19 protein-coding genes are annotated in these 21,410 nt (G+C 70.2%); 8 read left to right on the forward strand and 11 right to left on the reverse strand.

Annotation, left to right across the window (positions count from 1 at the left end; translation table 11 throughout):
• The first annotated feature begins 111 nt into the window (after nt 1-111).
• The 3 genes from FHR32_RS09070 (at nt 112) to FHR32_RS09080 (ending at nt 4,611) form a co-directional block, all read left to right on the forward strand.
• A complete protein-coding gene (locus FHR32_RS09070; protein ID WP_246466060.1) occupies nt 112-2,025 on the forward strand; it encodes a helix-turn-helix domain-containing protein in 1,914 nt (637 codons plus the stop codon).
• Between the two features lie 218 nt (nt 2,026-2,243).
• Complete coding sequence (locus tag FHR32_RS09075) at nt 2,244-3,581, forward strand: MFS transporter (RefSeq protein ID WP_184753899.1); 1,338 nt, start codon at nt 2,244-2,246, stop codon at nt 3,579-3,581.
• A gap of 10 nt (nt 3,582-3,591) precedes the next feature.
• On the forward strand, nt 3,592-4,611 hold the full coding sequence (locus FHR32_RS09080) for an alpha/beta fold hydrolase (RefSeq protein WP_184753900.1): 1,020 nt from the start codon (nt 3,592-3,594) through the stop codon (nt 4,609-4,611).
• Nucleotides 4,612-4,634: 23 nt separating this feature from the next.
• On the opposite strand, the gene FHR32_RS09085 is transcribed toward FHR32_RS09080, so the two are convergent.
• Together FHR32_RS09085 and FHR32_RS09090 are read right to left on the reverse strand one after the other, a co-directional pair.
• Nucleotides 4,635-6,608: a glycosyltransferase family 2 protein gene (locus tag FHR32_RS09085; protein ID WP_184753901.1), complete on the reverse strand. Its 1,974-nt coding sequence runs from the start codon at nt 6,606-6,608 to the stop codon at nt 4,635-4,637.
• A 60-nt stretch (nt 6,609-6,668) separates the two neighbouring features.
• On the reverse strand, nt 6,669-7,370 hold the full coding sequence (locus tag FHR32_RS09090) for an aggregation-promoting factor C-terminal-like domain-containing protein (RefSeq protein WP_184753902.1): 702 nt from the start codon (nt 7,368-7,370) through the stop codon (nt 6,669-6,671).
• Between the two features lie 324 nt (nt 7,371-7,694).
• On the opposite strand from FHR32_RS09090, the gene FHR32_RS09095 reads away from it, so the two are divergent.
• Genes FHR32_RS09095 through FHR32_RS09105 form a run of 3 tightly spaced genes read left to right on the forward strand, consistent with a single transcriptional unit; the run spans nt 7,695 to nt 10,347 of the window.
• Nucleotides 7,695-8,369 carry a response regulator gene (locus FHR32_RS09095; protein ID WP_184753903.1) on the forward strand — a complete coding sequence of 225 codons (675 nt, stop codon included), beginning with the start codon at nt 7,695-7,697 and terminating at the stop codon, nt 8,367-8,369.
• Entirely contained in the window at nt 8,366-9,772 is a 1,407-nt protein-coding gene (locus FHR32_RS09100) for an ATP-binding protein (protein ID WP_184753904.1), read from the forward strand. Before FHR32_RS09095 ends, FHR32_RS09100 begins: the two co-directional genes overlap by 4 nt.
• Nucleotides 9,773-9,783: 11 nt before the next feature.
• On the forward strand, nt 9,784-10,347 hold the full coding sequence (locus FHR32_RS09105) for a hypothetical protein (RefSeq protein WP_184753905.1): 564 nt from the start codon (nt 9,784-9,786) through the stop codon (nt 10,345-10,347).
• Nucleotides 10,348-10,444: 97 nt separating this feature from the next.
• Here the strand turns inward: FHR32_RS09105 and phoH2 are convergent, their stop codons facing one another.
• From phoH2 to abmR, 8 genes are all read right to left on the reverse strand, one after another.
• Complete coding sequence (phoH2, locus tag FHR32_RS09110) at nt 10,445-11,788, reverse strand: RNA 5'-3' helicase PhoH2 (RefSeq protein ID WP_184753906.1); 1,344 nt, start codon at nt 11,786-11,788, stop codon at nt 10,445-10,447.
• A 221-nt stretch (nt 11,789-12,009) separates the two neighbouring features.
• Nucleotides 12,010-12,777, reverse strand: a complete 768-nt coding sequence (locus FHR32_RS09115; RefSeq protein ID WP_184753907.1) for an isoprenyl transferase — start codon at nt 12,775-12,777, stop codon at nt 12,010-12,012.
• A gap of 81 nt (nt 12,778-12,858) precedes the next feature.
• Nucleotides 12,859-13,338, reverse strand: a complete 480-nt coding sequence (locus FHR32_RS09120) for a hypothetical protein (RefSeq protein WP_312882191.1) — start codon at nt 13,336-13,338, stop codon at nt 12,859-12,861.
• Between the two features lie 442 nt (nt 13,339-13,780).
• Entirely contained in the window at nt 13,781-14,191 is a 411-nt protein-coding gene (locus tag FHR32_RS09125) for an SCO6045 C-terminal-like domain-containing protein (RefSeq protein ID WP_184753909.1), read from the reverse strand.
• Nucleotides 14,184-14,996 carry an MbnB/TglH/ChrH family RiPP precursor modification enzyme gene (locus tag FHR32_RS09130; RefSeq protein WP_184753910.1) on the reverse strand — a complete coding sequence of 271 codons (813 nt, stop codon included), beginning with the start codon at nt 14,994-14,996 and terminating at the stop codon, nt 14,184-14,186. The genes FHR32_RS09125 and FHR32_RS09130 overlap by 8 nt, the downstream gene beginning before the upstream one ends.
• 114 nt (nt 14,997-15,110) lie before the next feature.
• Nucleotides 15,111-16,082, reverse strand: a complete 972-nt coding sequence (locus FHR32_RS45815; RefSeq protein ID WP_184753911.1) for a TIGR04222 domain-containing membrane protein — start codon at nt 16,080-16,082, stop codon at nt 15,111-15,113.
• Nucleotides 16,083-16,169: 87 nt separating this feature from the next.
• Nucleotides 16,170-17,969 (reverse strand): phosphoenolpyruvate carboxykinase (GTP), encoded by a 1,800-nt coding sequence (locus FHR32_RS09140; RefSeq protein ID WP_184753912.1) that lies wholly within the window; start codon nt 17,967-17,969, stop codon nt 16,170-16,172.
• A gap of 288 nt (nt 17,970-18,257) precedes the next feature.
• Entirely contained in the window at nt 18,258-18,785 is a 528-nt protein-coding gene (abmR, locus tag FHR32_RS09145) for an ATP-binding transcription factor AbmR (RefSeq protein WP_184753913.1), read from the reverse strand.
• Nucleotides 18,786-18,886: 101 nt separating this feature from the next.
• Between abmR and FHR32_RS09150 the strand changes: the two genes are divergently transcribed.
• Together FHR32_RS09150 and FHR32_RS09155 are read left to right on the forward strand one after the other, a co-directional pair.
• Nucleotides 18,887-19,447 carry an MFS transporter gene (locus tag FHR32_RS09150; RefSeq protein ID WP_221465327.1) on the forward strand — a complete coding sequence of 187 codons (561 nt, stop codon included), beginning with the start codon at nt 18,887-18,889 and terminating at the stop codon, nt 19,445-19,447.
• Nucleotides 19,425-20,024, forward strand: a complete 600-nt coding sequence (locus tag FHR32_RS09155; RefSeq protein ID WP_184753914.1) for an acyl-CoA-like ligand-binding transcription factor — start codon at nt 19,425-19,427, stop codon at nt 20,022-20,024. The genes FHR32_RS09150 and FHR32_RS09155 overlap by 23 nt, the downstream gene beginning before the upstream one ends.
• 22 nt (nt 20,025-20,046) lie before the next feature.
• On the opposite strand, the gene FHR32_RS09160 is transcribed toward FHR32_RS09155, so the two are convergent.
• Entirely contained in the window at nt 20,047-21,288 is a 1,242-nt protein-coding gene (locus FHR32_RS09160) for a C40 family peptidase (RefSeq protein WP_312882192.1), read from the reverse strand.
• Nucleotides 21,289-21,410: the final 122 nt, after the last annotated feature.

Below are 21,410 nucleotides of genomic sequence, written 5' to 3' on the forward strand. Positions count from 1 at the left end.
ACTGAGGAGCGAGGGAGCGGAGCGGACGAGGGACGAGGGAAGACACCGGTTACCAGCACCCGGGCCGCGACGCGCAGCGTTGCCATCAGAGTTGCCATCAGAATGGAAGACATGGGTACAGGCGTCTTTCTTGAGCTGCTGGCCAGAGAGGCGTCGGCGGTCGAGTTCGAGGGGCCCATCCTGGCGGCCCGGGCCGGCGGGGCCGACGCGGCGACGCTGGCCGAGCTTGAGGACGCCAAGCTCGCCGCGCTGAAGGTGCGGGCGATGCTACGGCGCAGGGCCAAGCGCGAGGCCGAGCTGTCGGCGCTGTTCGACACCGCCGGCGACCTGGCCGGGCTACGCGACCTCGACGCCGTGCTGGAGGCCATCGTGCACCGGGCCAGGCAGTTGCTGGGCACCGACGCCGCCTACATGACGCTGCACGACCCCGAGCGCGGCGACACCCGGATGCGCGTCACGGACGGGTCGGTCTCGGCCAAGTTCCGCAACGTCCGGCTGCCCATGGGTGCCGGTCTGGGCGGGCTGGTGGCCCAGACCGCCACGCCGTACGCGACGGCCGACTACTTCGCCGACGAGCGCTTCCGCCGCAAGTTCGACATCGACGACGCGGTGCACGAGGAGGGTTTGGTCGCCATCCTGGGCGTGCCCCTCAAGCTGGGCGCGCGGGTCATCGGGGTGCTGTTCGCGTCCAACCGGAGCGTGCGGCCGTTCACCCAGGACGAGGTGGTGCTGCTCAGCTCACTGGCCGCGCACGCGGCGGTGGCGATCGACAACGCCCGGCTGCTGCAGGAGACCAGAAACGCCCTGGAGGAGCTCAGCGAGGCCAACCGGCAGGTGAACGCGCACAGCGAGGCGGTGGAGCGGGCCGCGCTCGCGCACGACCGGATGGCCGGGCTGGTGCTGCGCGGCGGCGGAATCGAGGACGTCGCCGCCGTGGTCACCGAGGTGCTCGGCGGCTCGCTGGTCGTGCTGGACGACAACGGGCGGCCGATCGCGGGGGACGCGAGCGAGCTGGCCGAGGACCCGGCGGAACCGGAGGGCGGCTCCGCGGCGACGAGGCGCGGGGCCGAGGCGACCGCGGTCATGATCGCGGATGCCGCGCAGATGTCCCGGGCGCTGGGCCGTACCGTCAGGAAGGGCAGTCTGCTGGTCGCCTCGATGGATGTGGGGGCCGAGCCGCTGTGCACGCTCGTGCTGCGGACCGAAGGGCAGGTGGCGGACACCGACCAGCGCATCCTTGAGCGGGCCGCGCTGGTCACCGCGCTCCTGCTGCTGTTCCGGCGCACGGTCGCCGAGGCGGAGGGCCGGGTCAGGGGCGAGCTGCTCGACGACCTGATCTCTCGTCCGGGGCTCGACGGCCTGGGCCAGCGGGCCCGGCGGGTCGGGGTGGATCTGGACGCCGAGCACGTGGTGGTCGTGGTCCGCCATGGCGGCCGGCGCGAGCGCGCCGCCTTCTGGGCCTCCTCCCAGGCCACGCTGAGCCACGGTCTGGCGGCTCTGCGCGGGGACGAGGTGGTGCTTTTCCTCCCCGGAGACAAGCCCGGCCATCTGGCCAAACGGGTGGCGGCCGAGCTCAGCGTCTCTCTCGGCCATCCCGCCACGGCGGGCGCCTCCGGTCCGGTGCGGGGCCCGTCCGAGATCGGCGCCGCCCACCGCGAGGCACAGCGCTGCGCCGACGCGCTGCTGGCCCTGGGCCGGGCGGGGGAAGGCGCGAGCGCCTCCGAGCTGGGCTTCGTCGGCTTGCTCGTCGGCGACGGGCGGGACATCGAGGCGTTCCTCGACTCGGCGCTCGGTCCGGTGATCGACTACGACGACCGCCGGGGCACCGCCCTGGTGCGCACCCTCACCTCCTATTTCGGCACGGGTGGCTCGCTCTCCCGTACGGCTGACGCCCTTCACATCCACGTGAACACGGTCACTCAGCGCCTGGACAGGACCGCCCAGCTCCTCGGCGCCGACTGGCAGGAGCCGGAGCGCGCCCTGGAGATCCAGCTCGCCCTCCGCCTGCACCGCCTCAGCCGCTGACCGCACCCGGCGCGTGACCGGCCGCACGACACCATGCCGTCGTGCGGCCATGCCGCCGTGCGTCCCCCGTCATCGCCCACCGGTCATTCCTCGTGATGATCTTATATATCCACATAGGCCCGTCGTCGGGTATGGCGACCAGAGCCATAGGAGTGATGCCGGTCACTACGTACCGTGAGCCGACATCCCCCCAACAGCGATTCCCATTGGTGAGTGAGATGTCAGAGAAAACACGGACCCCCATCGGCAAGATCGTCGCAGCCAGTCTGGTCGGCACGACGATCGAGTGGTACGACTTCTTCCTGTACGGCTCCGCCGCCGCGCTGGTCTTCCCCGCGCTCTTCTTCCCGAAGTCGGACCCCCTCACCGGCACCCTGCTGGCCTTCCTCACCTATGCGATCGGCTTCATCGCCCGGCCCCTGGGCGCGCTGGTCTTCGGCCACTACGGCGACCGGCTCGGCCGTAAGAAGCTCCTGGTCGTCAGCCTGCTGCTGATGGGCGGCGCGACCTTCCTGATCGGCTGCCTGCCGACCTACGCGGCGGTGGGGGCGGCGGCACCGCTGCTGCTGACCCTGCTCCGGCTCGTCCAGGGCTTCGCCCTCGGCGGCGAGTGGGGCGGCGCGGTGCTCATCGTCTCCGAGCACGGCGACAGCGCACGGCGCGGGTTCTGGGCCTCCTGGCCGCAGTCCGGCGCCCCGGGCGGCAACCTGCTGGCCACCGCGGTCCTCGCCCTCCTGGCCGCCGTCCAGACCGACGAGGCCTTCCAGAGCTGGGGCTGGCGCATCCCGTTCCTGCTGTCGGGTGTCCTGGTGCTGCTCGGTCTGTGGATCCGGCTGTCCATCAGCGAGTCGCCGATCTTCCAGCAGGCCGTCGCCAACGCCGAGCCCACTCCCAAGATGCCCATCGTGGAGGTCTTCCGCCACCACTGGCGGGACGTGCTCACCGCGATCGGCGCCCGCTTCGCCGAGAACGTCTCCTACTACGTGCTCACCGCGTTCGTGCTGGTGTACGCGACCACCGCGGCGGGGCTGGCCAAGCCCGTCGTGCTGAACGCGGTGCTGATCGGGTCGGCCATCCACTTCTTCTCGATCCCGCTGTGGGGCGCGCTCTCCGACAGGCTCGGCCGCCGGCCGGTCTACCTGCTCGGCGCGGCCGGTGTGGGGCTGTGGTCCTTCGCGTTCTTCCCGCTGATCGACACCAAGAACTTCGCCGCGGTCACCCTGGCGGTGACGGTCGGCCTGATCCTGCACGGTGCGATGTACGGCCCGCAGGCGGCGTTCTTCTCCGAGCTGTTCGCCACGCGGATGCGTTACTCGGGCGTGTCGATCGGCGCGCAGCTCGCGTCGATCGTCGCCGGCGGCCTGGCACCGCTGATCGCGGTGGCCCTGCTGGACGCCTACAAGTCCGCCTTCCCGGTGATGCTCTACGTGGCCGGCGCGGCCGTGCTCACCCTGATCACCGTCTTCGTCTCCCGGGAGACCAGGGGCCGCGACCTCGCCAACCTCGACGGCGTCGCGGACACCGCCCCGGCCTCCGCGACCCCTCTGAAGCCCTAAGGAACACTCGATGCGCCTCGACAACCGGCGGGTGCCCACCGCCCGGATCACCCAGAACGTGCTGTCCACCGGCGAGGCCGGAGGTGAGGCGGTGCTGTTCGTGCACGGCAACGTGTCGAGCGCCGCCTTCTGGCGGGAGACGCTGCTCGCGCTGCCCGACGGCTACCGGCCGCTCGCGGTGGACCTGCGCGGCTTCGGCGACACCGATCCCGCACCGGTCGACGCCACCCGCGGCCTGCGGGACTACTCCGACGACGTGCTCGCGCTGGTCGACGCCCTCGCCCTTTCCCGCGTGCACCTGGTGGGCTGGAGCATGGGCGGCGGGGTGGTGCTCCAGGCGCTGCGCGACCGGCCGTCCGTGGTGAGGAGCGTGACGCTGGTCAACCCGGTCTCGCCGTACGGCTTCGGCGGCACGCACGGGCCCGGCGGCACGCTGAACCACCCCGACGGAGTCGGCGGCGGAGCGGGGGCGGCCAACCCCGACTTCGTGAAGCTGCTGGCGGCCGGAGACCGTTCCGGCGACTCACCGCTGTCGCCGAGGAACGTCTTCCGGAGCACGTACGTGAAGGCCGGCGCGGTGATCGAGGAGGAGGACGAGGACGCCTACGTGGAGTCGATGCTCTCCACGAAGATCGGCGAGGATCACTACCCGGGTGACGCCGTTGCCTCCGAGGTGTGGCCGGGGGTCGCCCCGGGGTCCCGGGGAGTGCTCAACGCGATCGCGCCCACGCACTTCCGGCTCGACGACCTGGAGACGATCGACTCCAGGCCGCCGATCCTGTGGATCAGGGGCGAGGACGATGTGATCGTCTCTGACACCTCGATGCTCGACCTGGCCCACCTGGGCGCCCTCGGCGTCGTCCCCGGATCGCCGGGCACCCCGGCGCAGCCGATGGTCACCCAGACCCGGACCGTGCTCGAACGGTACGGAAACCACAGCGAGGTCGTCCTCGACTGCGGCCACAGCCCGCACATCGAACGGCCCGAGGAGTTCCGCACCGCTCTCATCGACCACCTCAGGCGGAGCTGACCGGTGAACACGCCGAGCAGGTGTCAGTTCGGCAGGTAGCGCTCCTGCACGGTCCGGACGAGCCGGACCGTGCTCCGGGCCCCGGGGATCCGCAGCGCGACGCGCTTGAGCAGCGGATTCCGGGGCTCGGGCGTTTCCGAGGCGGAGCTGCGGATCTCCACCCGGCCGCCGCGGCCCATTCCGACCGTGAAGCGGAGCTCGACCTCCTTGTCGTCCACCCGCAGGAACGGCACCCAGTCCCCCGGGGAGAGGGCGCCGTCGCGGCGTGCCAGCCGGATGGGGACCTTGGCGACCAGCCGCCCGGGGTGCTGCCCGGGCACGCCCGGCTCGACCAGGGCGGGCGCGCAGACCTCGCGATCCGCCCGCACCGTGTGGCGGAGCACGAGCTCGGCGGGCGGGCCTCCGCTCGGCGGCACGTACGGCACGGGCACGACGACGAAGACGTGCTCGCGCTGCCGGGTGATCGTCGTCCCCGCCGAGACCAGGACGATCGACTCGGCGAACGAGCGGGGCTCCACGCATATGCCCAGCTCGCCCTGGTCGGACCACCAGGGGATGACCAGCCGCTTGGAGTAGTCGGCCAGCACCCCGGTGCAGTTCAGCGGGGAGCCGGTCACGCGGGTGCGCACGTGGTGGGCGCCGCCGTACATGCGCACGTGGATCTCCCAGAGCCCCGACGGCAGCGGGTGACCGAGCGCGGCGGAGGCGACGTCCAGCCGGGCCGTGCCCGTCACCTGCAGCCTGATCCCGTTACGGTGCCGCGAGCGCATCATCGAGCAGGCCACCGGCAGGAAGTAGACCAGACCGGTTTCCTCATGCCTGACGTAGATCTCGAACCGCGCCCGTGAGGCGGCCTGTGAGATGTCGGCCAGCTCGGGGGTGAGGCGGATGTCGAGAGGCACGGGTGGCTCCCAGAGCAGGCCGTCCTCGCCGTAGGGCACATAGCGTGTCGGGGACCCGTCGCCGCGCACGATCTCCACGGTGAGCCCCATGATGAACGTGCCGTCCTCCCAGACGACGTTCCTGAGGTCGGCCTGCAGCCGGGTGCCGCGCATGGCCTCGGCCAGCAGGACGAGTTGGTCGAGGCGGCCGGCGCGGAGCAGGGTCGCGCGGGCACGCAGGTGCACGGGGAGGTAGCGGTCGAGGCGCGGCGGGAAGCGCTGGACGACCAGCTCGCGCAGGGTGGTGAAGGTGGCGGCCCGTTCCTTGGCGGGGGCGGAGGCGAACCGGCCTCCGCCGAGCCGGCGCAGCACCGAGGCGCGGAGCCAGTGCGCGTACATCCGGTCGCGCTGGCGTCCCGCGGGGACCTCGACGTCGATGATGTCGAGCAGCTCACGTAGCTCGGCGCCCCGGACGTAGGGATCGCCGGCCGGTTCGGGCCGCTCGGTGACATGACAGCAGACCTGGTCGGCCAGGATGGCGATGACCTTGGCCCGCAGGTAGGACCGGATGGCGAAGGCCTGCTCGGCCAGGCGTCCGCCGAGGTCGGGGAAGCTCAGCGCCTCGGCGTCCAGGAACGTCCTGCGGTAGAGCTTGTGCGGGGTGAGAAGCGAGAGCAGCCGGTCCCTGAAGATGTCGGCCCGCTCCCGGTTGCCCTCGAACACGGTCGAGGGCGGGCCCTGGTCGCTGACCAGGCGCCCGATGAGGATGTCGGCGTCGGTCTCGGCCGCCCGCTCGTACATCCGCTCCAGGGCGACCCGTTCCAGACGGTCCGTCTGCTCCATCAGGTACACGTACTCGCCCTTGGCGATCGCCATACCGATGTTGCGCGCCCGCGCCGGCGAGCCGTCGGGGCCCAGATGGAGCACCCGCACGTTCGGCCGGACCGCCGCGATGGAATCAAGTCGCTGCTGGATCCCGTCGTCCGACCCGTCGTCGGCGAAGATGACCTCGTACTCCTCCGAGGACATCGACTGCTCCAGCACCGAACGGATACACGCGTCGGCGGTATCACCGGGGTTGTGCACCGGCACCACCACGCTGACCTTCACATCCATACGGCCAAGCGTGCGTCGCCCGCAGCCGGGACGTGGTCAGACTTGCCGACTCCTGGCCTCTCAGTACCAGCCCGTGGCCTGGGAATGACCCCACGCACCACATGGCGTGCCGTAGCGGCCCTTGATGTAACCAAGTCCCCACTCGATCTGGGTGGCCGCGCTGACCTGCCAGTCACTGCCGGCACTGGCCATTTTGCTGCCGGGCAGCGACTGCGGGATGCCGTAGGCCCCGCTGTAGCGGTTCATCGCCCGCTCGTTCCAGCCGCTCTCCTTCGTCCAGAGCTTCTCCAGGCAGCCCCACTGGTCGCCCCAGCCGCGCGACTCCAGCATCTGCTTGCCCAGCGCCTTGTTGCCGGTCGGGTTGGCGGTGCCCGGCGGGAGTTCCTTCGGGTCGAAGCCGCCGCCCCCGGGGGCCTTCTTGGGGATCACGATCGGGTCGAGCGCCTTGCGCTTGCCGCGCTGGGCCGCCAGCCTGTCGGCCTTGAGCGCCTGGACCGCCTGGGCTTTCAGGATGTCGGCCTGGGGATCGGGGCCGAACGGGTCGTCGCTGAGCATCTTCGACAGTTCGTCCAGGCTGAGCGCCGGGTTCGCCGGAGCGGAGGCGTTCTGGATCGCGGTGTAGACGGTGAAACCGCCGCCTCCCACGAGGACCACGGCCGTGGTGCCGAGGATGACGGCGCGCTTGGGGGTCAGCCATCCCCGCTTCCTGGCCCTGGGCGGCTTGGCCGTACGGCGGGGGCGGGGAGCTGAGCGCTCCTTCAAGTGCGGCGGTCCTGAACTCACGACCTATGAGCTTGCCGTGGACAGGGGGGTGGTCCGCAACCTGAACGGAAGAGTTGATTGGTGTTCCTCGGCCCATCCACCAAGTTTTTTACCATCTACTGGCTGGTTACCTGGACTTTACTGATACTTGGTGACATTAGTGTGATTTTCATCACATTGCCGCATGAGGAGCGCCCCACGTGCCCCTGTGCCGGGGGGAGTTCCTCCTTCAGGCTGCCACCGTCCTATCCGGTTCCTGTCCGCCTCATGTCACAGTTCTGTGACAGAGCGGGCATTACCGGACATTGGAAGAATAATGTCCGCGTGGCCGGCATCCTCCTTGTTGAAGACGATCCCTCGGTCCGGACCGGACTCGCGCTGGCGCTGTCGCGCCAAGGCCACTCCGTCACGTCCTATGGCAGCGGCGAGGAGGCACTCGACCACATCCGGGCACGCCGGCCCGAGATCGTCGTCCTGGACGTCATGCTCCCCGGGATCGACGGGGTCGAGGTGTGCCGCCGCATCCGCAGGCTGGACCAGTTACCTGTGATACTGCTCACCGCCAGAGGCGACGACCTCGACGTGGTCGTGGGGCTGGAGGCGGGAGCGGACGACTACGTGATCAAGCCCGTCGAACCACGTGTTCTGGACGCCCGGATCCGCGCCGTCCTGCGCCGGGTGGAGTCGGTCGCCTCCGACCGCATCACCTTCGGCGACCTGGTCGTCGACCGCGGAGCGCTCAAGGTCTCGCTGGCCGGGCGGGAGATTCACCTGACCCCGACCGAACTGCGGCTCCTGCTCGAACTGGTCCGCCACCCCGGCCAGGTCCTCAACCGCAGATACCTGTTGCGGGCCGTCTGGGACCACACCCACGTCGCCGACTCCCGGCTGGTGGACGCCTGCGTCCAGCGGATCCGCGCCAAGATCGAATCGGTGCCCGCCGAGCCCGAGTTCATCCATACCGTCCGCGGGTTCGGCTACCGGTTCAGCCCGCCGTGAAGCGGGTGTACACCGGGCTGCGCGGCCGTCTGATCATCACCTTCACCCTGATCGCGGTGACGGCCTCGGCGCTGGTCGCGGGGATCGGCTACGAGCTCGTCAAACGCCGTGTGATCGACCTCGCGGAGAACGTGGCCGTGAGCGAGGTGCGTGACACCCTGGAGGGGATCAGGGTGCCCATCGGCGCGCTCTGGCCGGGAGACAGCCCACCGACCGACGTCCAGATCAGCACGTTGCAGAAGAGCCTCCGCGTGCGGAACGGCGGGGTGGTGGTCCGCTATGAGACCTATCTCTACCCCGACGGCGCGTTCAGCATGGGCAACGTCCCCGCCGACCTCGACGCCGGGGCCACCCGGCGGCTGGTGACCAAGCGGCAGACGATCAACGGGAGGATGTGGCTGATCATCGGCACCCCCGTGTGGCGGATAGAGCCCATCCACACGGCCCAGCCCACCGGGATGACCGTCTTCGTGTTCGTCCCCCTCACCGCCGAGGAACAGCTCCTGAGCGACCTGCGGCAACCGCTGGCGGCGGCAGGGGCCGTCATGCTGGTCATCGCGCTCGCCCTGGCCCTGGTGTCGGCCCGGCGGGTGCTGCTGCCCGTCCGGCGGCTCGGGTCGGCGGCCCGGGCACTCGGCGCCGGTCACCTGGACACCCGCCTGCCCGTGCACGGTCAGGACGAGCTGGCCGAGCTCACCGCCACGTTCAACGACACCGCGGCCGCCCTGGAGCGGAGCGTGTCCGAGCTGCGCTCGCTGGAGGCGATGTCCCGCCGGTTCGTGGCCGACGTCTCCCATGAGCTGCGGACCCCGCTGACCGCGATGACCGCGGTGGCCGACATGCTCTCCGAGGAGGCCGACCGGCTGCCCCCGGAACCCGCGACGGCCGTACGGCTGGTGCTGCGGGAGATCAGGCGGCTGCGGACCCTGGTGGAGCAGCTCATCGAGGCGAGCCGGTTCGACTCGGGCACGGCCACGCTGCATGTGGACACCGTGAACATCGCCGACGTGGTCTGGGACTGCCTGAAGCTGCGCGGGTGGTCGGACCAGGTGCGGGTGAACGTGCCTCAGGGGCTGGCCTTCTCCGTCGACCCCCTGCGCTTCGACGTGATCCTGGCGAACCTGGTGGGCAACGCCCTGCGCCACGGCGGCCCCCCCGTCGTGGTGACCGTCCGCAGCACCGCGAACGGCATGGAGGTGAAGGTGCGCGACCACGGCAAGGGCATCCCGCCGACGGATCTGCCCCATGTGTTCGACCGTTTCTACAAGGCCGGCGCCCGGGGCGACGGGAGCGGCCTCGGCCTGTCCATCGCGCGGGCGAACGCCCGCCTGCACGGCGGCACCATCTCGGTACGTCCGCAGGACCCGGGCACCCTCTTCACCGTCTGGCTGCCCTCGGCATGAGGCCGCACCCCATGGCCGCACCCGGTGCCGGCAGGCGGCTCATGTGCCTGCTCGCGGCCGCCCTGACGCTGTCCGGCTGCGGGATCGCCCCCACCGGCGTCCAGGACGAGGGCCGCCCACCGGTGATCAGCTACAGCCCCACGTGGGTGACCGTCTACCTGCTCCGCGACGGCCGGCTGGAGCCCGTCAGGTTCCCGGTGGGCTCCGACTCCGCCAAGAGCATCATCGACACCCTGTTCCGTGCCGGGAAGGTGCCGCCGAGGCCGGAGCTGAGCACCGCGCTCAACTCCTTCCGCCACTACGACACCGAGACCACCCGGTACTCGGCCGCCTCCCAGCGCAACGAACCCGAGGACAACCTGGGGTATCGGCTGAACGTGCTCATCACGGGTGAGGGCACGATCACCAGGCAGGGGCTCGCCCAGATCACCTGCACCATCAGGCAGAACAAACAGGAGAGCATCTGGAGCGTCGAGGTCACCCGGCTGTTCCCGGGGCCCCCGCAGTCCTTCAAGGAGCACACCTGCTTCGAGTATCGCGACCTCGCCGCCGACGGCGTGCGCCTGCCTCCGTGACCCGGACGGGGAGCACGCCCGGCGGTCACGGGTGAGAGCGGGATCCCGTCCCCCGGGCCGTCCGGACGGCGCCGGCCCGGGGGACGGGATCCGCGGCCTACATCGTGACGTCCTCCAGCATCTCGGTGACCAGTGCGGCGATCGGCGAGCGCTCCGAGCGGGTCAGTGTGACGTGCGCGAACAACGGGTGGCCCTTGAGCTTCTCCACCACGGCCACCACGCCGTCGTGCCTGCCGACCCGGAGGTTGTCACGCTGGGCGACGTCGTGGGTGAGCACGACCCTGGAGTTGGCCCCGACCCGGCTCAGCACCGTCAGGAGCACCCCGCGCTCCAGCGACTGCGCCTCGTCCACGATCACGAAGGCGTCATGCAGGGAGCGGCCGCGGATGTGGGTGAGCGGGAGGACCTCCAGCATGCCCCTGTCCATGACCTCCTCGATCACCTCGGGCGTGGTGACCGCGCCCAGGGTGTCGTAGACGGCCTGCGCCCACGGGCCCATCTTCTCGTTCTCGGAGCCGGGCAGGTAGCCCAGGTCCTGGCCGCCCACGGCGTACAGCGGGCGGAAGACGATGACCTTGCGGTGCTGGCGGCGCTCCAGAACGGCTTCCAGGCCCGCGCAGAGGGCCAGGGCGGACTTGCCGGTGCCCGCCCGGCCGCCCATCGACACGATGCCGACCTCGGGGTCCATCAGGAGGTCGAGCGCGATGCGCTGTTCGGCGGAACGGCCGTGCAGGCCGAACACCTCCCGGTCGCCGCGGACCAGGCGCACCGACTTGTCGGGCAGCACCCGCCCCAGCGCCGACCCCCGGCTGGACAGCAGCCTCAGGCCCGTGTGGGTGGGCAGGTCACGGGCGTCGGCCAGATCGGCGGTGCCGTGCTCGAAGAGCGTCTCGACGTCCTCGGCGGTCACCTGGAGTTCGGCCATGCCGGTCCATCCGGACTCGACCACCAGCTCGGCGCGGTACTCCTCCGCGGCGAGACCGATGGAGGCGGCCTTGACGCGCAGCGGCAGGTCCTTGGAGACCAGCACCACGTCGCGCCCCTCGGCGGCGAGGGTCCGCGCCACGGTGAGGATGCGGGTGTCGTTGTCGCCGAGCCGGAAGCCGACGGGCAGGATCGATGGGTCGCTGTGGTTGAGTTCGACCCGTAGGCTTCCCTCGCCGATCGGCATGGGCTCGTCCAGCCGCCCGTGTGTCACCCGCAGGTCGTCGAGGTACCTCAGCGCCTTACGGGCGAAGTATCCGAGCTCTGGATGATGGCGTTTGCCCTCCAACTCGGTGATGACGACGATCGGGAGGACGACCTCATGCTCTGCGAAGCGGCTCATCGCCGCTGGATCCGCCAGCAGTACCGAGGTGTCCAGGACGTACGTACGCCGACTGGTGGCCGGCGACGTGGGTGAGGACGAAGGGTTTGCCACGCGTTCTCCCCCGGGCGCCATGGGGGGCGCCCTGCCATGAGCTGGGATGCGGACCGGATTCGGGCCCCCGCTCGCGGCTTGCCGAGGAGGCGCCGGTGCCCGGCCCTTCTTGGCAGTGGTGACGCAAAGGCGGGCCCTCTCCGGAGTAGGCGGGCTGTGCCCGACTACTTGTTACGGTACGTCCTGAATACCCAGTTTCCAAAGGGACATGCCTGTCCCAAAGGGGGTGTTCACGTGATGTTTCAGTTTCCGTACCGTCGATGCCGCGCGGCATACGAGCGGAGAGCCCGCAAGAAATCGACTCTGCGGAAGTCAGGCCAATAGGCCTCGCAGAAGTAAAATTCGGAGTGGGCGCTCTGCCAGAGCAGGAATCCGGAGAGCCGCTGCTCTCCCGAGGTCCGGATGACGAGATCCGGGTCGGGCTGACCGCGCGTGTAGAGATGCTCCGCGATGTGCTCCACATCGAGGACCTCGACCAGGTCCTCGATGCTCGCGCCCTTGCTGGCGTGCTCCTGGAGAAGGGAGCGCACCGCATCAGCGATCTCACGCCTTCCTCCATACCCAACAGCAACGTTCACAATCAAACCCGGACGGTGTGATGTTGCGTCTTTTGCATTTTTCAGGACATGGGCCGTGTGGTCGGGCAGAAGATCGAGCGCGCCCATGGGCTTGATGTGCCATCCGTCGGCGACGAGCTCCTGGACCAGGTCCTCGATGATCTTCACCAGGAGGTCCAGCTCGTCCTTGGGCCGGTTGATGTTGTCGTTGGACAGCAGCCACACCGTGACGACCTCGACACCCGCCTCACGGCACCAGCCGAGGAGCTCGAAGATCTTGTCCGCGCCCTTGCGATGACCCCGGCTGACGTCGTCGAGCCCCATCGAGCGCGCCCAGCGCCGGTTCCCGTCCACGATGACGCCGACATGCCTGGGGGCCATCTCCTTCTGACGGGACAGCTTCGTTTCCAGCCGTCGCTCATACAGCCGGTAGACGAGATCGCGCACGCCCATTGGAGCCCCTCCCCCCAGACGCCCGTCGTCGAAGGGCGCTGACAGGCAATTATCGCCGCACTGAAGACCTCTCCGCCCCGTCTATCGGGTTCCGGTTGAGTTGCCTGACTTCTCCGGCGCCAGGCACTCCTCCGCCTCGGTGACAAGTGCCTCCACGAAAGCAGCCAGCTCAGCCGAGGTGAGAACGGCCCGCATGCCCACTCCGCCGCCGCCTCCCCAGGCCTCCACGAAGGCTCTTCTGGTCAGTCGCCATTCGCCCACGGCTCCTTGCTGCGCGGGGATCCAGATGGGGATGGTACGCAGCTGACATCGGAGTTCGCCCCCGCTGACAATCCCGTTCCTGGCCCGATAACGAAAGGCGAACAGTTCTTCCTCTTCGGGAAACCGGTCGTCGGGGTCGGGCCACTGCGCCTCATAGTCGGCACGGGCCTCGGCGACGCCCCTGGCGAGCCGGACGAGGAGCCAGCCGCACCGCTCCCCCACCGTTCCGTAGAGCGTGCCGTCGCGATGGAGCTCGAGCGTCACCTCGTACGGCAGGCCGACACTGTCACGGCACGCCACCGGCGTAACGGTCAGATACGACCCATCAAGACAACGCAGTCCCCCCACCTCAGAGAGGTTATCCCCGGCACAGCCTGCTAAAACGTTCTTAACGCCGGCCGTGTCCGCGCCACCCGGGCGGCTGCGGAACAGGCCTCACCCACCGCTGCCGCAGCTGCCGCCACCGTCGCCGCCGCCCCAACCGTCGCCCCAGCCTTCGCCTGCGGCTCCCGAGTTCGAGATCGGCGCCGACCAGGTCGGGGACGGTCGTGAAGCGCCTCTCCTCTTGCGGGCCTTGAGGGAGCGCCTCGCCGGTCTCCCCACGATCCTCAGCGCTCTCAGTACGGTCAGACACGCCATCACCAACATGATGAAGGTGATCACGGCGATCAGAACGGGCATCATGTCGACCTCCGGGAGGAGCCCCTGACAGTGGTTGGACGGACGGCACCCGCGAGAGGTCTCACGGCCTTCGCAGGAACCGGGACCACCGGCGGGGCACGGCGGGCGGCTCCGGCTCCGGTGGCAGGCGGCCCGCCTCCCCGAGGCGGCCGGCGAAGGCGTGGGCGTCGGCGCGGGAGCCACCGGGCGGCTTGGGACGGCCTCGCGCATACTCCTCGAACTCCCGGGCGAACCCGTCGCCGAGCAGCACGACCAGATCCGGCCGGAGCCGGGCCACCGCCCCGCGCCGCTTGGAGATCAGGCTGGCGGCCTGGATCCGGAGCCGTTCCCCGTCGAACCCGGGCGGCGCCTCGCCTCCGGCGACCAGGGCGGCCAGCAGCCCCGCCTGTGCCCCGGCCAGAGCCGCCCGGGCTCCGTCGCCCGGACCGCTCCCGTCCCGGCCCCGCGCGGGCGAAGCGTGGCTCTCAGACACGGGCCATCGCGCCGCGGATCCGGCCGAGCTCCGCTCCAAGCGCGGCGTCGCTGGGGTAGTCGTCGTCCCACTCGAGTAGCACGCCGGGCGGGTCGACCCGGGCGCAGAGCTCGGACAGGATGTCCAGCACCTCGCCGGGGACGTGGGCGGTGTGGGTGTCGTGCCAGACGCCGTGACGGGAGTGGCCGCCGGCGACGTGCACGTAGGCGAGCTCGGACAGCGGCAGGCCGTCCAGCGCGGCGGTGGCCGCCAGGCCCAGGTTCACCTGGTTGGTGTAGAGGTTGGCCACGTCGACCAGGAGCTTGACCCCGGTCGTCTCCACCAGTTCGCCGAGGAACTGCGCCTCGGTCATCTCGTCCTCCGGCCAGCCGAACAGGGCCGCCACGTTCTCCAGGGCCAGGGGGACGGGGAGCGCCGCCTGCGCCCGCCGTACGTTCTCGGCGATCACCGACAGCGCGGCCCTGGTGCGCGGGACCGGGAGGAGGTGACCGGCCTCCATGCCGCCCGCGCGGACGAAGGCCAGGTGCTCGCTGACCAGCGGTGCGTCCAGGGCGCGCGCGCAGGCCGCCAGGTGCGCCAGCCTGGCGGGATCCGGCGGCTCGGCACCGCCCACGCCCAGCCCGACGCCGTGCGGGATCACCGGCACACCCCGGGCGAGGAGCACCCGCAGCGACTCCGGGAGCCGGTCGGGATGCACGTTCTCGGCGACGACCTCGACGAAGTCGACGCCCGGCAGGCGCTCCACCGTCAGGTCGATCTCCGCGCGCCAGCCGATGCCGACGCCCAAGGACCCGGATCCGGGCATCCTCACTCCCCCTTACCGACCACCGGGACGGGCCGTCCGGGCACCGTCACGGCCCCCTTGGCCACCGCTGAGAACCGCTTGGACTCCGTCACGACCTCCTCGGCCACGGACCGCTCACTCACCACCGCCACCGCACCCACCACCGCCACCGCAGCTCGACCCGCCTCCGCAGCTCGACCCGCCCGAGTCTCCTCCGCCCCAGCCGCCGGAGCCGAAGTCGCCGCCGCCGCCGAAGGAGGAGCCGTCGCCCGAGCTTGAGGACCCGCCCCCGCAGGAGCCGCCGGCGCAGCTCGTGGAGCTCTGCGGGGAGGTGCGCCTCAGTTCCTCCTCCAGGCCCGGGTCGCCGAGCTCGCCCAGGCCGTACAGCGCGACCGGGACCCCGACCGCGAGGGCCAGGTTCGCGCCCATGGGCTGGGCGCCGCGCACGTGGGTCCTGCGGGCGGAATCGAGCGCGTCATGACCCGCCTTGCTGAGGACCCCCCGCAGCGCGCGCCTCTGCCTGACGTAGGTGACCAGGGCGCCGATCACCGCGACCGCGCTGAGCAGCAGCGCGGCCGTGCCCTGGACCTCCCGCACGGGGATGGACACGACGACACCGACCAGGAAGACGGCGCCGAACACCGAGAGGACCAGCAGCCGGTTCAGCAGCCTCATCGCACCGGCGAGCGCGCCGTCGGGCACCAGCAGCCCCAGGCCGGTCAGGTGGTGGCGCAGATCGCTCATGGCCGGGCCGTCGGCCACCGTACGGCGGAGCTCCGCCGCCGGGCAGGAGCCGCCCCTGGCGTGGAGGGCGTCCAGAACGGCCTGCTCGACCGGCTCGGAGGAGAGCGGAGCGCCCCTCACCAGGCTGACCTGGCCGCCCCTCGACACGCGGACGCCCCCACCCTTGGCCAGCATGCCGAGTGCCGTGTTGACCGTCCGCAACGGCCCGCCGGACAGGTAGGCGAGCTCGTAGGGGGACGGCCTGCCCCCGTAGTGCCCGGCCACGGCCGAGCGGACCCGGCGGTGCTCACGGCGCAGTGCCGTGGCCATGGCGCTGACGGCGAGGACGAGGACGAGGGCTATGACGAACAGCACGGCTTCCATGTCCGCCTCCGGGGAGAGAAGACGGGGCGTGTGCCCCGTTGTCATGTAGACGCACGGGGCCACACGAAGGTTTCGCCGGAACGGCTTTCAGTCCAGGCGCGCGACGAGCGCGTCGTACTCGTCCCAGAGTTCCTTGGGGAGATGGTCGCCGAAGGTCTCGAAGAAGGCGGGGATCAGCGACGCCTCCTCCTTCCAGACCTCCTTGTCCACGCTCAGCAGCGTCCGCAGGTCCTCGGCGGAGATGTCGAGTCCCTCGGTGTCGAGCTCGGCGGGGAGCAGGCCGATCGGCGTCCGCACCGCCTCCGCCTCGCCGTTGAGGCGTTCGACGACCCATTTGAGGACGCGGCTGTTCTCCCCGAAGCCGGGCCAGATGAACGTGCCCTCGGCGTTCTTACGGAACCAGTTCACGTAGTAGATGCGCGGCAGCCGGACGTTCTCGCGCCGGCCCATCTCGATCCAGTGGGCGAAGTAGTCGCCCATGTTGTAGCCGCAGAAAGGCAGCATCGCGAACGGGTCGCGGCGTAGCTCGCCGACCTTGCCCTCGGCCGCGGCGGTCTTCTCCGAGGCGATGTTGGCTCCGGTGAAGACACCGTGCTGCCAGCTCAGCGACTCGGTCACCAGGGGGACCGCGGTGGCTCGGCGACCGCCGAACAGGATCGCCGAGATCGGCACGCCCTTGGGGTCCTGCCACTCGGGGGCGATCGTCGGGCACTGCGCGGCGGGCACCGCGAAACGGGCGTTGGGGTGTGCGGCGGGCTCCCCGCTGTCCGGGGTCCAGGAACGGCCCTTCCAGTCGGTCAGGTGCGCCGGGGGCTCGTCGGTGAGCCCCTCCCACCACACGTCTCCGTCGTCGGTGAGGGCGACGTTGGTGAAGATGCTGTTGCCCCAGAGCGTCTTGATCGCGTTGGCGTTGGTCGTCTCGCCGGTGCCGGGCGCCACGCCGAAGAAGCCGGCTTCGGGGTTGATGGCGTACAGGTGGCCGTCGGCCCCGAAACGCATCCAGGCGATGTCGTCGCCGACCGTCTCGACCTTCCAGCCCGGGATGGTCGGCTGGAGCATGGCCAGGTTGGTCTTGCCGCAGGCGCTGGGGAACGCCGCCGCGACGTAGCGGGTCTCCCCGGACGGCGGGGTGAGCTTGAGGATGAGCATGTGCTCGGCCAGCCAACCCTCGTCGCGGGCCATCGTGCTGGCGATGCGCAGCGCGTAGCACTTCTTGCCGAGCAGCGCGTTGCCGCCGTAGCCCGAGCCGTAGGACCAGATCTCCCGGGTCTCGGGGAAGTGGCTGATGTACTTGGTGGAGCTGCACGGCCACGGCACGTCGGCCTGGCCGGGCTTGAGCGGGGCCCCGACCGAGTGAACGGCCTTCACGTAGTCGCGGCGCTCCTCGATGAGCCGGAGCGCCGCCTCACCCATGCGCGTCATGATCCTCATGGAGACGGCGACGTACGGCGAGTCGGTGATCTCCACGCCGAGCTGGGAGATGTCGCCGCCCAGCGGGCCCATGCAGAACGGCACGACGTACATGGTGCGGCCGCGCATGCTGCCCTTGAAGATCTCGCCGAAGGTCCGGCGCATCTCGGCGGGGGCGATCCAGTTGTTGGTCGGCCCGGCGTCCTGCTCGCGCTCGGAGCAGATGTAGGTCCGGTCCTCGACACGGGCGACGTCACTCGGGTCCGAGGCGGCATAGAAGCTGTTCTGCCGTTTGGCCAGGCGCTTGAACGTCCCCTGCTCCACCAGCAGGTTCGTCAGGCGCGTCCATTCGGCCTCCGAACCGTCACACCATTCGATCCGGTCGGGCTGGGTCAGGCCGGCGATCTCCTTGACCCATGCGTCGAGCTCCGCGTGACTGGTCGGGCTGGGGGCGGTTACGTCTGCGATAACGGACACTGCTGGGCTCCTTACACTTCTCAGGGCCAAAACATCATTGACCGAAAAACCGCATTCAATCCAATTGGCATAGACCAGTGAATGCGTGCGGCCTGACGTCGTGACGCCCTCGGTCCGCCCGTGCTGATGGGCGTACGGGCTGGCAGAGGCCGTGACGTCTGAGGGACCTACCCAGAAGAAGTGGAGTTAAAGAAAGCCCTTTCGGCAGTGGTATAGGCCATTCACAGAGGTCTAAACCAATCATCAGAGAGGTTCAGACCAATTTCGGGCCGTTTTCCCTGACCAGCCTCAGGGGCTCACGTCCGGACCCGAGGCGCGCACCCGGTCGACGTGCTGAAGCGCGTCCCGCAGATCGGTCAGCCAGGTGTCGGTGTGCCTGCCCACCAGACGGACGCACCAGGCCAGCGCGTCACTCCTGCTGCGGGCCACTCCGGCGGCCACGAGGGTGTCGAGCACCCGCCGCTCCGACTGGCGGAGCCGGGTCATGACCGGCACCGACAGTGTGGTGAACATCACCGTCTCGTCGCCGACCACGACCCCCCAGGAGACCTTCCGGCGGAAGCGGTGCTCCGCCTCCAGCGCGATCTCGATGCGACGCTCCCTGGTCTCCTCGCGGAAACGCTCCACCCCACCCTCCACGGCGGCGGCCCGCTCCACTTCGGAGACGTCGTCACCGAGGGCGGGTGGCTGGAGCCTGCCGATCACCGCGATCTCCTCGCGGTCCAGCACGACCTCCGGCTGCCCCTCGAACCATTCCGCGGGCAGCCGGCCGGAGAACCAGCCCCGGAGCTTCTTCACTGCTTCGTCGTTTTCCATGTAATTAAGATTACACCGTCTCTCCGAGGGAGGCCAGAAGCACTTATTGACAGAAACTATTTTTTGAGAGTTACTTTTAAAATATAGTTACTTTCACTTCTTTGCGACGCTGGTGGGCCCTGGCCGCACTGGTCCTCAGCGTCCTGGTCATCGGGCCGGACGCCACCGTCCTCAACGTCGCGCTGCCCACGCTGGCGGTGGAACTCGGCGCCACCACCAGCGACCTGCAGTGGGTCATGGACGCCTATCTGATCCCGTTCGCCGCCCTCATGCTTCCCGCCGGAGCGTTCGGCGACAGGTTCGGCCGCAAGCGCCTGCTGCTGGCCGGCGAGCGGCTTCTCAAGGGATCCGGCACCTTGCAGACGCTCCGGCAGATCGGCGGAGCGTTCGGCGTGGCCGGGCTGGGCAGCCTGCTGTCGGCCGTCTACGTCGGCGGACTGCCTGCCGGAGTGCCGGAGGCCGCCAAGGACTCGGTCGCCGCCGCCGTACGGCTCGGGGACACGGAGCTCACCGCGTCGGCCGGGCAGGCGTACACGCTGGCGATGGACACGGTGCTCGGGACCTGCGCGGCGCTCGTGCTGGTGAGCGCGGTGCTCGTGGCGGTGTTCATGCGCGTCGCCGAACCACGAGAATCAGCACATGAGCTCACCTCCGCGCCCTGAGGGACTACGCGAACGCAAGAAGGCCAAGACTCGGCGGACGATCCAGGAGCATGCCCTGCGGCTGTTCGCCGAGCAGGGGTACGAGGCCACGACGGTCGAGCAGATCGCCGAGGCGGCGGAGATCTCTCCCAGCACCTTCTTCCGCTACTTCCCCACCAAGGAAGACGTCATCGTCCAGGACGACTACGACCCCGTCCTGATAGAGGTGCTGGCCGCGCAGCCGGCGGGCCTGGCGCCGGTCGCCGCGCTCCGCGCCACCATGCGCGCGGTGTTCGAGAAGTTCCCGGAGGACGAGGAACGGCAGATCCTGGCCCGCACCCGGCTACAGCTCAGTCACACCGCTCTGCGCGCCAGAGCCGTGGACAACATGCTGACCACGATCGACATGCTCGCCGAGGGCATCGCCGGGCGCCTGGGACGCGACGCCGACGATCCGCTGAGCCGCACGACCGCCGGAGCCGTGGTCGGCGTGCTGCTCGCCGCGCTGTTCGCCTGGGCGGAGGCCGACGGCGCCCGACGCCTGGCCGACGTCACGGACGAGGCCCTCGCCTTCCTGGAGGCGGGCCTGCGTCCCTGAGTCTCCTCCGGTCCCGGAAGTGTCAGCGGACCCGGGCCGCGATGGCCGGGCTGATCCGCACGACACCGGCGAAGTTGCGGGTGCCGACCGGACTGATCTTGACCACGTCGCCGGTCCTGGGGGCCTGCAGCATCTTGCCGTTGCCCCAGTAGATCGCCACGTGCGAGACGTAGGTGGGATTGGTCGGGTCGTGCCGCCAGAACAGCAGGTCCCCGGGCTGGGCCTGGGAGAGCGGGATCTGCGGGCCCGAGACGAACTGCTGGTGCGTCACCCGGGGCACCTTGATGCCCGCCTGGGCGTAGGCCCACTGGACCAGGCCCGAGCAGTCGAAGGTGTCCGGCCCCTCCGCGCCCCACACGTAGGGACGGCCGAGCTTGCTGGCCGCCGCGGTGAGGGCGACCTTGATCTGGGGCGCGGTCATGAAGGCACTCGCCGCCCAGGTCGTGCGCTGAGGCGCCGACAGCACCGGATTGATCGTGGCGATCTGGCTGCCCCGGGGCAGGATCCGCAGCAGGGTGCGGCGCAGCTTGGCCGAATCGACCTTCGGGGCGCTCACCACCAGCGCGTTGTTCTCGGGGATGCCCAGTGCCCGCGCGGTCTGCCGGGAGACCACGGCGTCGATGGCGCCCATGCCCATCGTCGCGTAGGCGCCCACGCGCAGGGACCGCCCGGCCGTGGTGACGGACTTGCCCAGCGGCATGCCTCCGTCGTTGCCGAGGACGAAGGAGACGGCGATCTCACCCGCGGAGACGTTGCGCCAGAGCCTGTCGGAGCGCGCGGTCGGCTTGGGGGTGTAGGCGCGGAACGTCGAGGGGTTCACCCCCAGGGTCTGCACCCGTTTGCCGTCCATGCCCACTTCTGCGGCGTCGGCGCGTTCCACCGCCCGCACCCCGGCCACCTGCGCGACCTTCGCGACCACGGCCGAGCGCAGCGGCTTGGCGGCGACGACGAAGAGGTGCGGCCGGTGGATCGAGGTCAGCGCGGCCACCGGCTGCGGTGGGGTGTGCGTGGGCTCGGCCGTGGCCACGCCGCTCTGGACGGTCTGCCTGGCGACCGGCCTGCGCATGGCGACCGTCTCCGGGGACCGCTCCGGCAGTTGGGTGACGACCACCACTCCCGTGGCCAGCGCGGCGACGAGGAGGAGCACGACGGCGGGGAACACCTGCCGGGGCAGGCGACGGCCATAGCGGATGCGCGGGCGGTAGGCGAGGTCCTGCCGGGCCTCATGGATCAGACCGGAGACCCGTGTCCGCCGATCCAGCACGAGATCCCCCCTTCCCACCCGTTCGGATCCAGCCCTAAGAGAGTGCCGTACATGGCGCCACGATGCACGCGAACCCGCCAAAACACTCTGTTAACCACGACACAGTCGCAAGCTGGACTACA

It is taken from the genome of Streptosporangium album (genome assembly GCF_014203795.1).
GTDB lineage: Bacteria > Actinomycetota > Actinomycetes > Streptosporangiales > Streptosporangiaceae > Streptosporangium > Streptosporangium album.

What these genes read in the sequence shown, in the direction of transcription:
- abmR (WP_184753913.1), bottom strand. Translation starts at nt 18,785, where the DNA reads ATGGAAAACGACGAAGCAGTGAAGAAGCTCCGGGGCTGGTTCTCCGGC.
- FHR32_RS09155 (WP_184753914.1), top strand. Translation starts at nt 19,425, where the DNA reads ATGAGCTCACCTCCGCGCCCTGAGGGACTACGCGAACGCAAGAAGGCC.
- FHR32_RS09085 (WP_184753901.1), bottom strand. Translation starts at nt 6,608, where the DNA reads ATGGATGTGAAGGTCAGCGTGGTGGTGCCGGTGCACAACCCCGGTGAT.
- FHR32_RS45815 (WP_184753911.1), bottom strand. Translation starts at nt 16,082, where the DNA reads ATGGAAGCCGTGCTGTTCGTCATAGCCCTCGTCCTCGTCCTCGCCGTC.
- FHR32_RS09070 (WP_246466060.1), top strand. Translation starts at nt 112, where the DNA reads ATGGGTACAGGCGTCTTTCTTGAGCTGCTGGCCAGAGAGGCGTCGGCG.
- FHR32_RS09075 (WP_184753899.1), top strand. Translation starts at nt 2,244, where the DNA reads ATGTCAGAGAAAACACGGACCCCCATCGGCAAGATCGTCGCAGCCAGT.
- FHR32_RS09080 (WP_184753900.1), top strand. Translation starts at nt 3,592, where the DNA reads ATGCGCCTCGACAACCGGCGGGTGCCCACCGCCCGGATCACCCAGAAC.
- FHR32_RS09130 (WP_184753910.1), bottom strand. Translation starts at nt 14,996, where the DNA reads ATGCCCGGATCCGGGTCCTTGGGCGTCGGCATCGGCTGGCGCGCGGAG.
- FHR32_RS09115 (WP_184753907.1), bottom strand. Translation starts at nt 12,777, where the DNA reads ATGGGCGTGCGCGATCTCGTCTACCGGCTGTATGAGCGACGGCTGGAA.
- phoH2 (WP_184753906.1), bottom strand. Translation starts at nt 11,788, where the DNA reads ATGGCGCCCGGGGGAGAACGCGTGGCAAACCCTTCGTCCTCACCCACG.
- FHR32_RS09105 (WP_184753905.1), top strand. Translation starts at nt 9,784, where the DNA reads ATGGCCGCACCCGGTGCCGGCAGGCGGCTCATGTGCCTGCTCGCGGCC.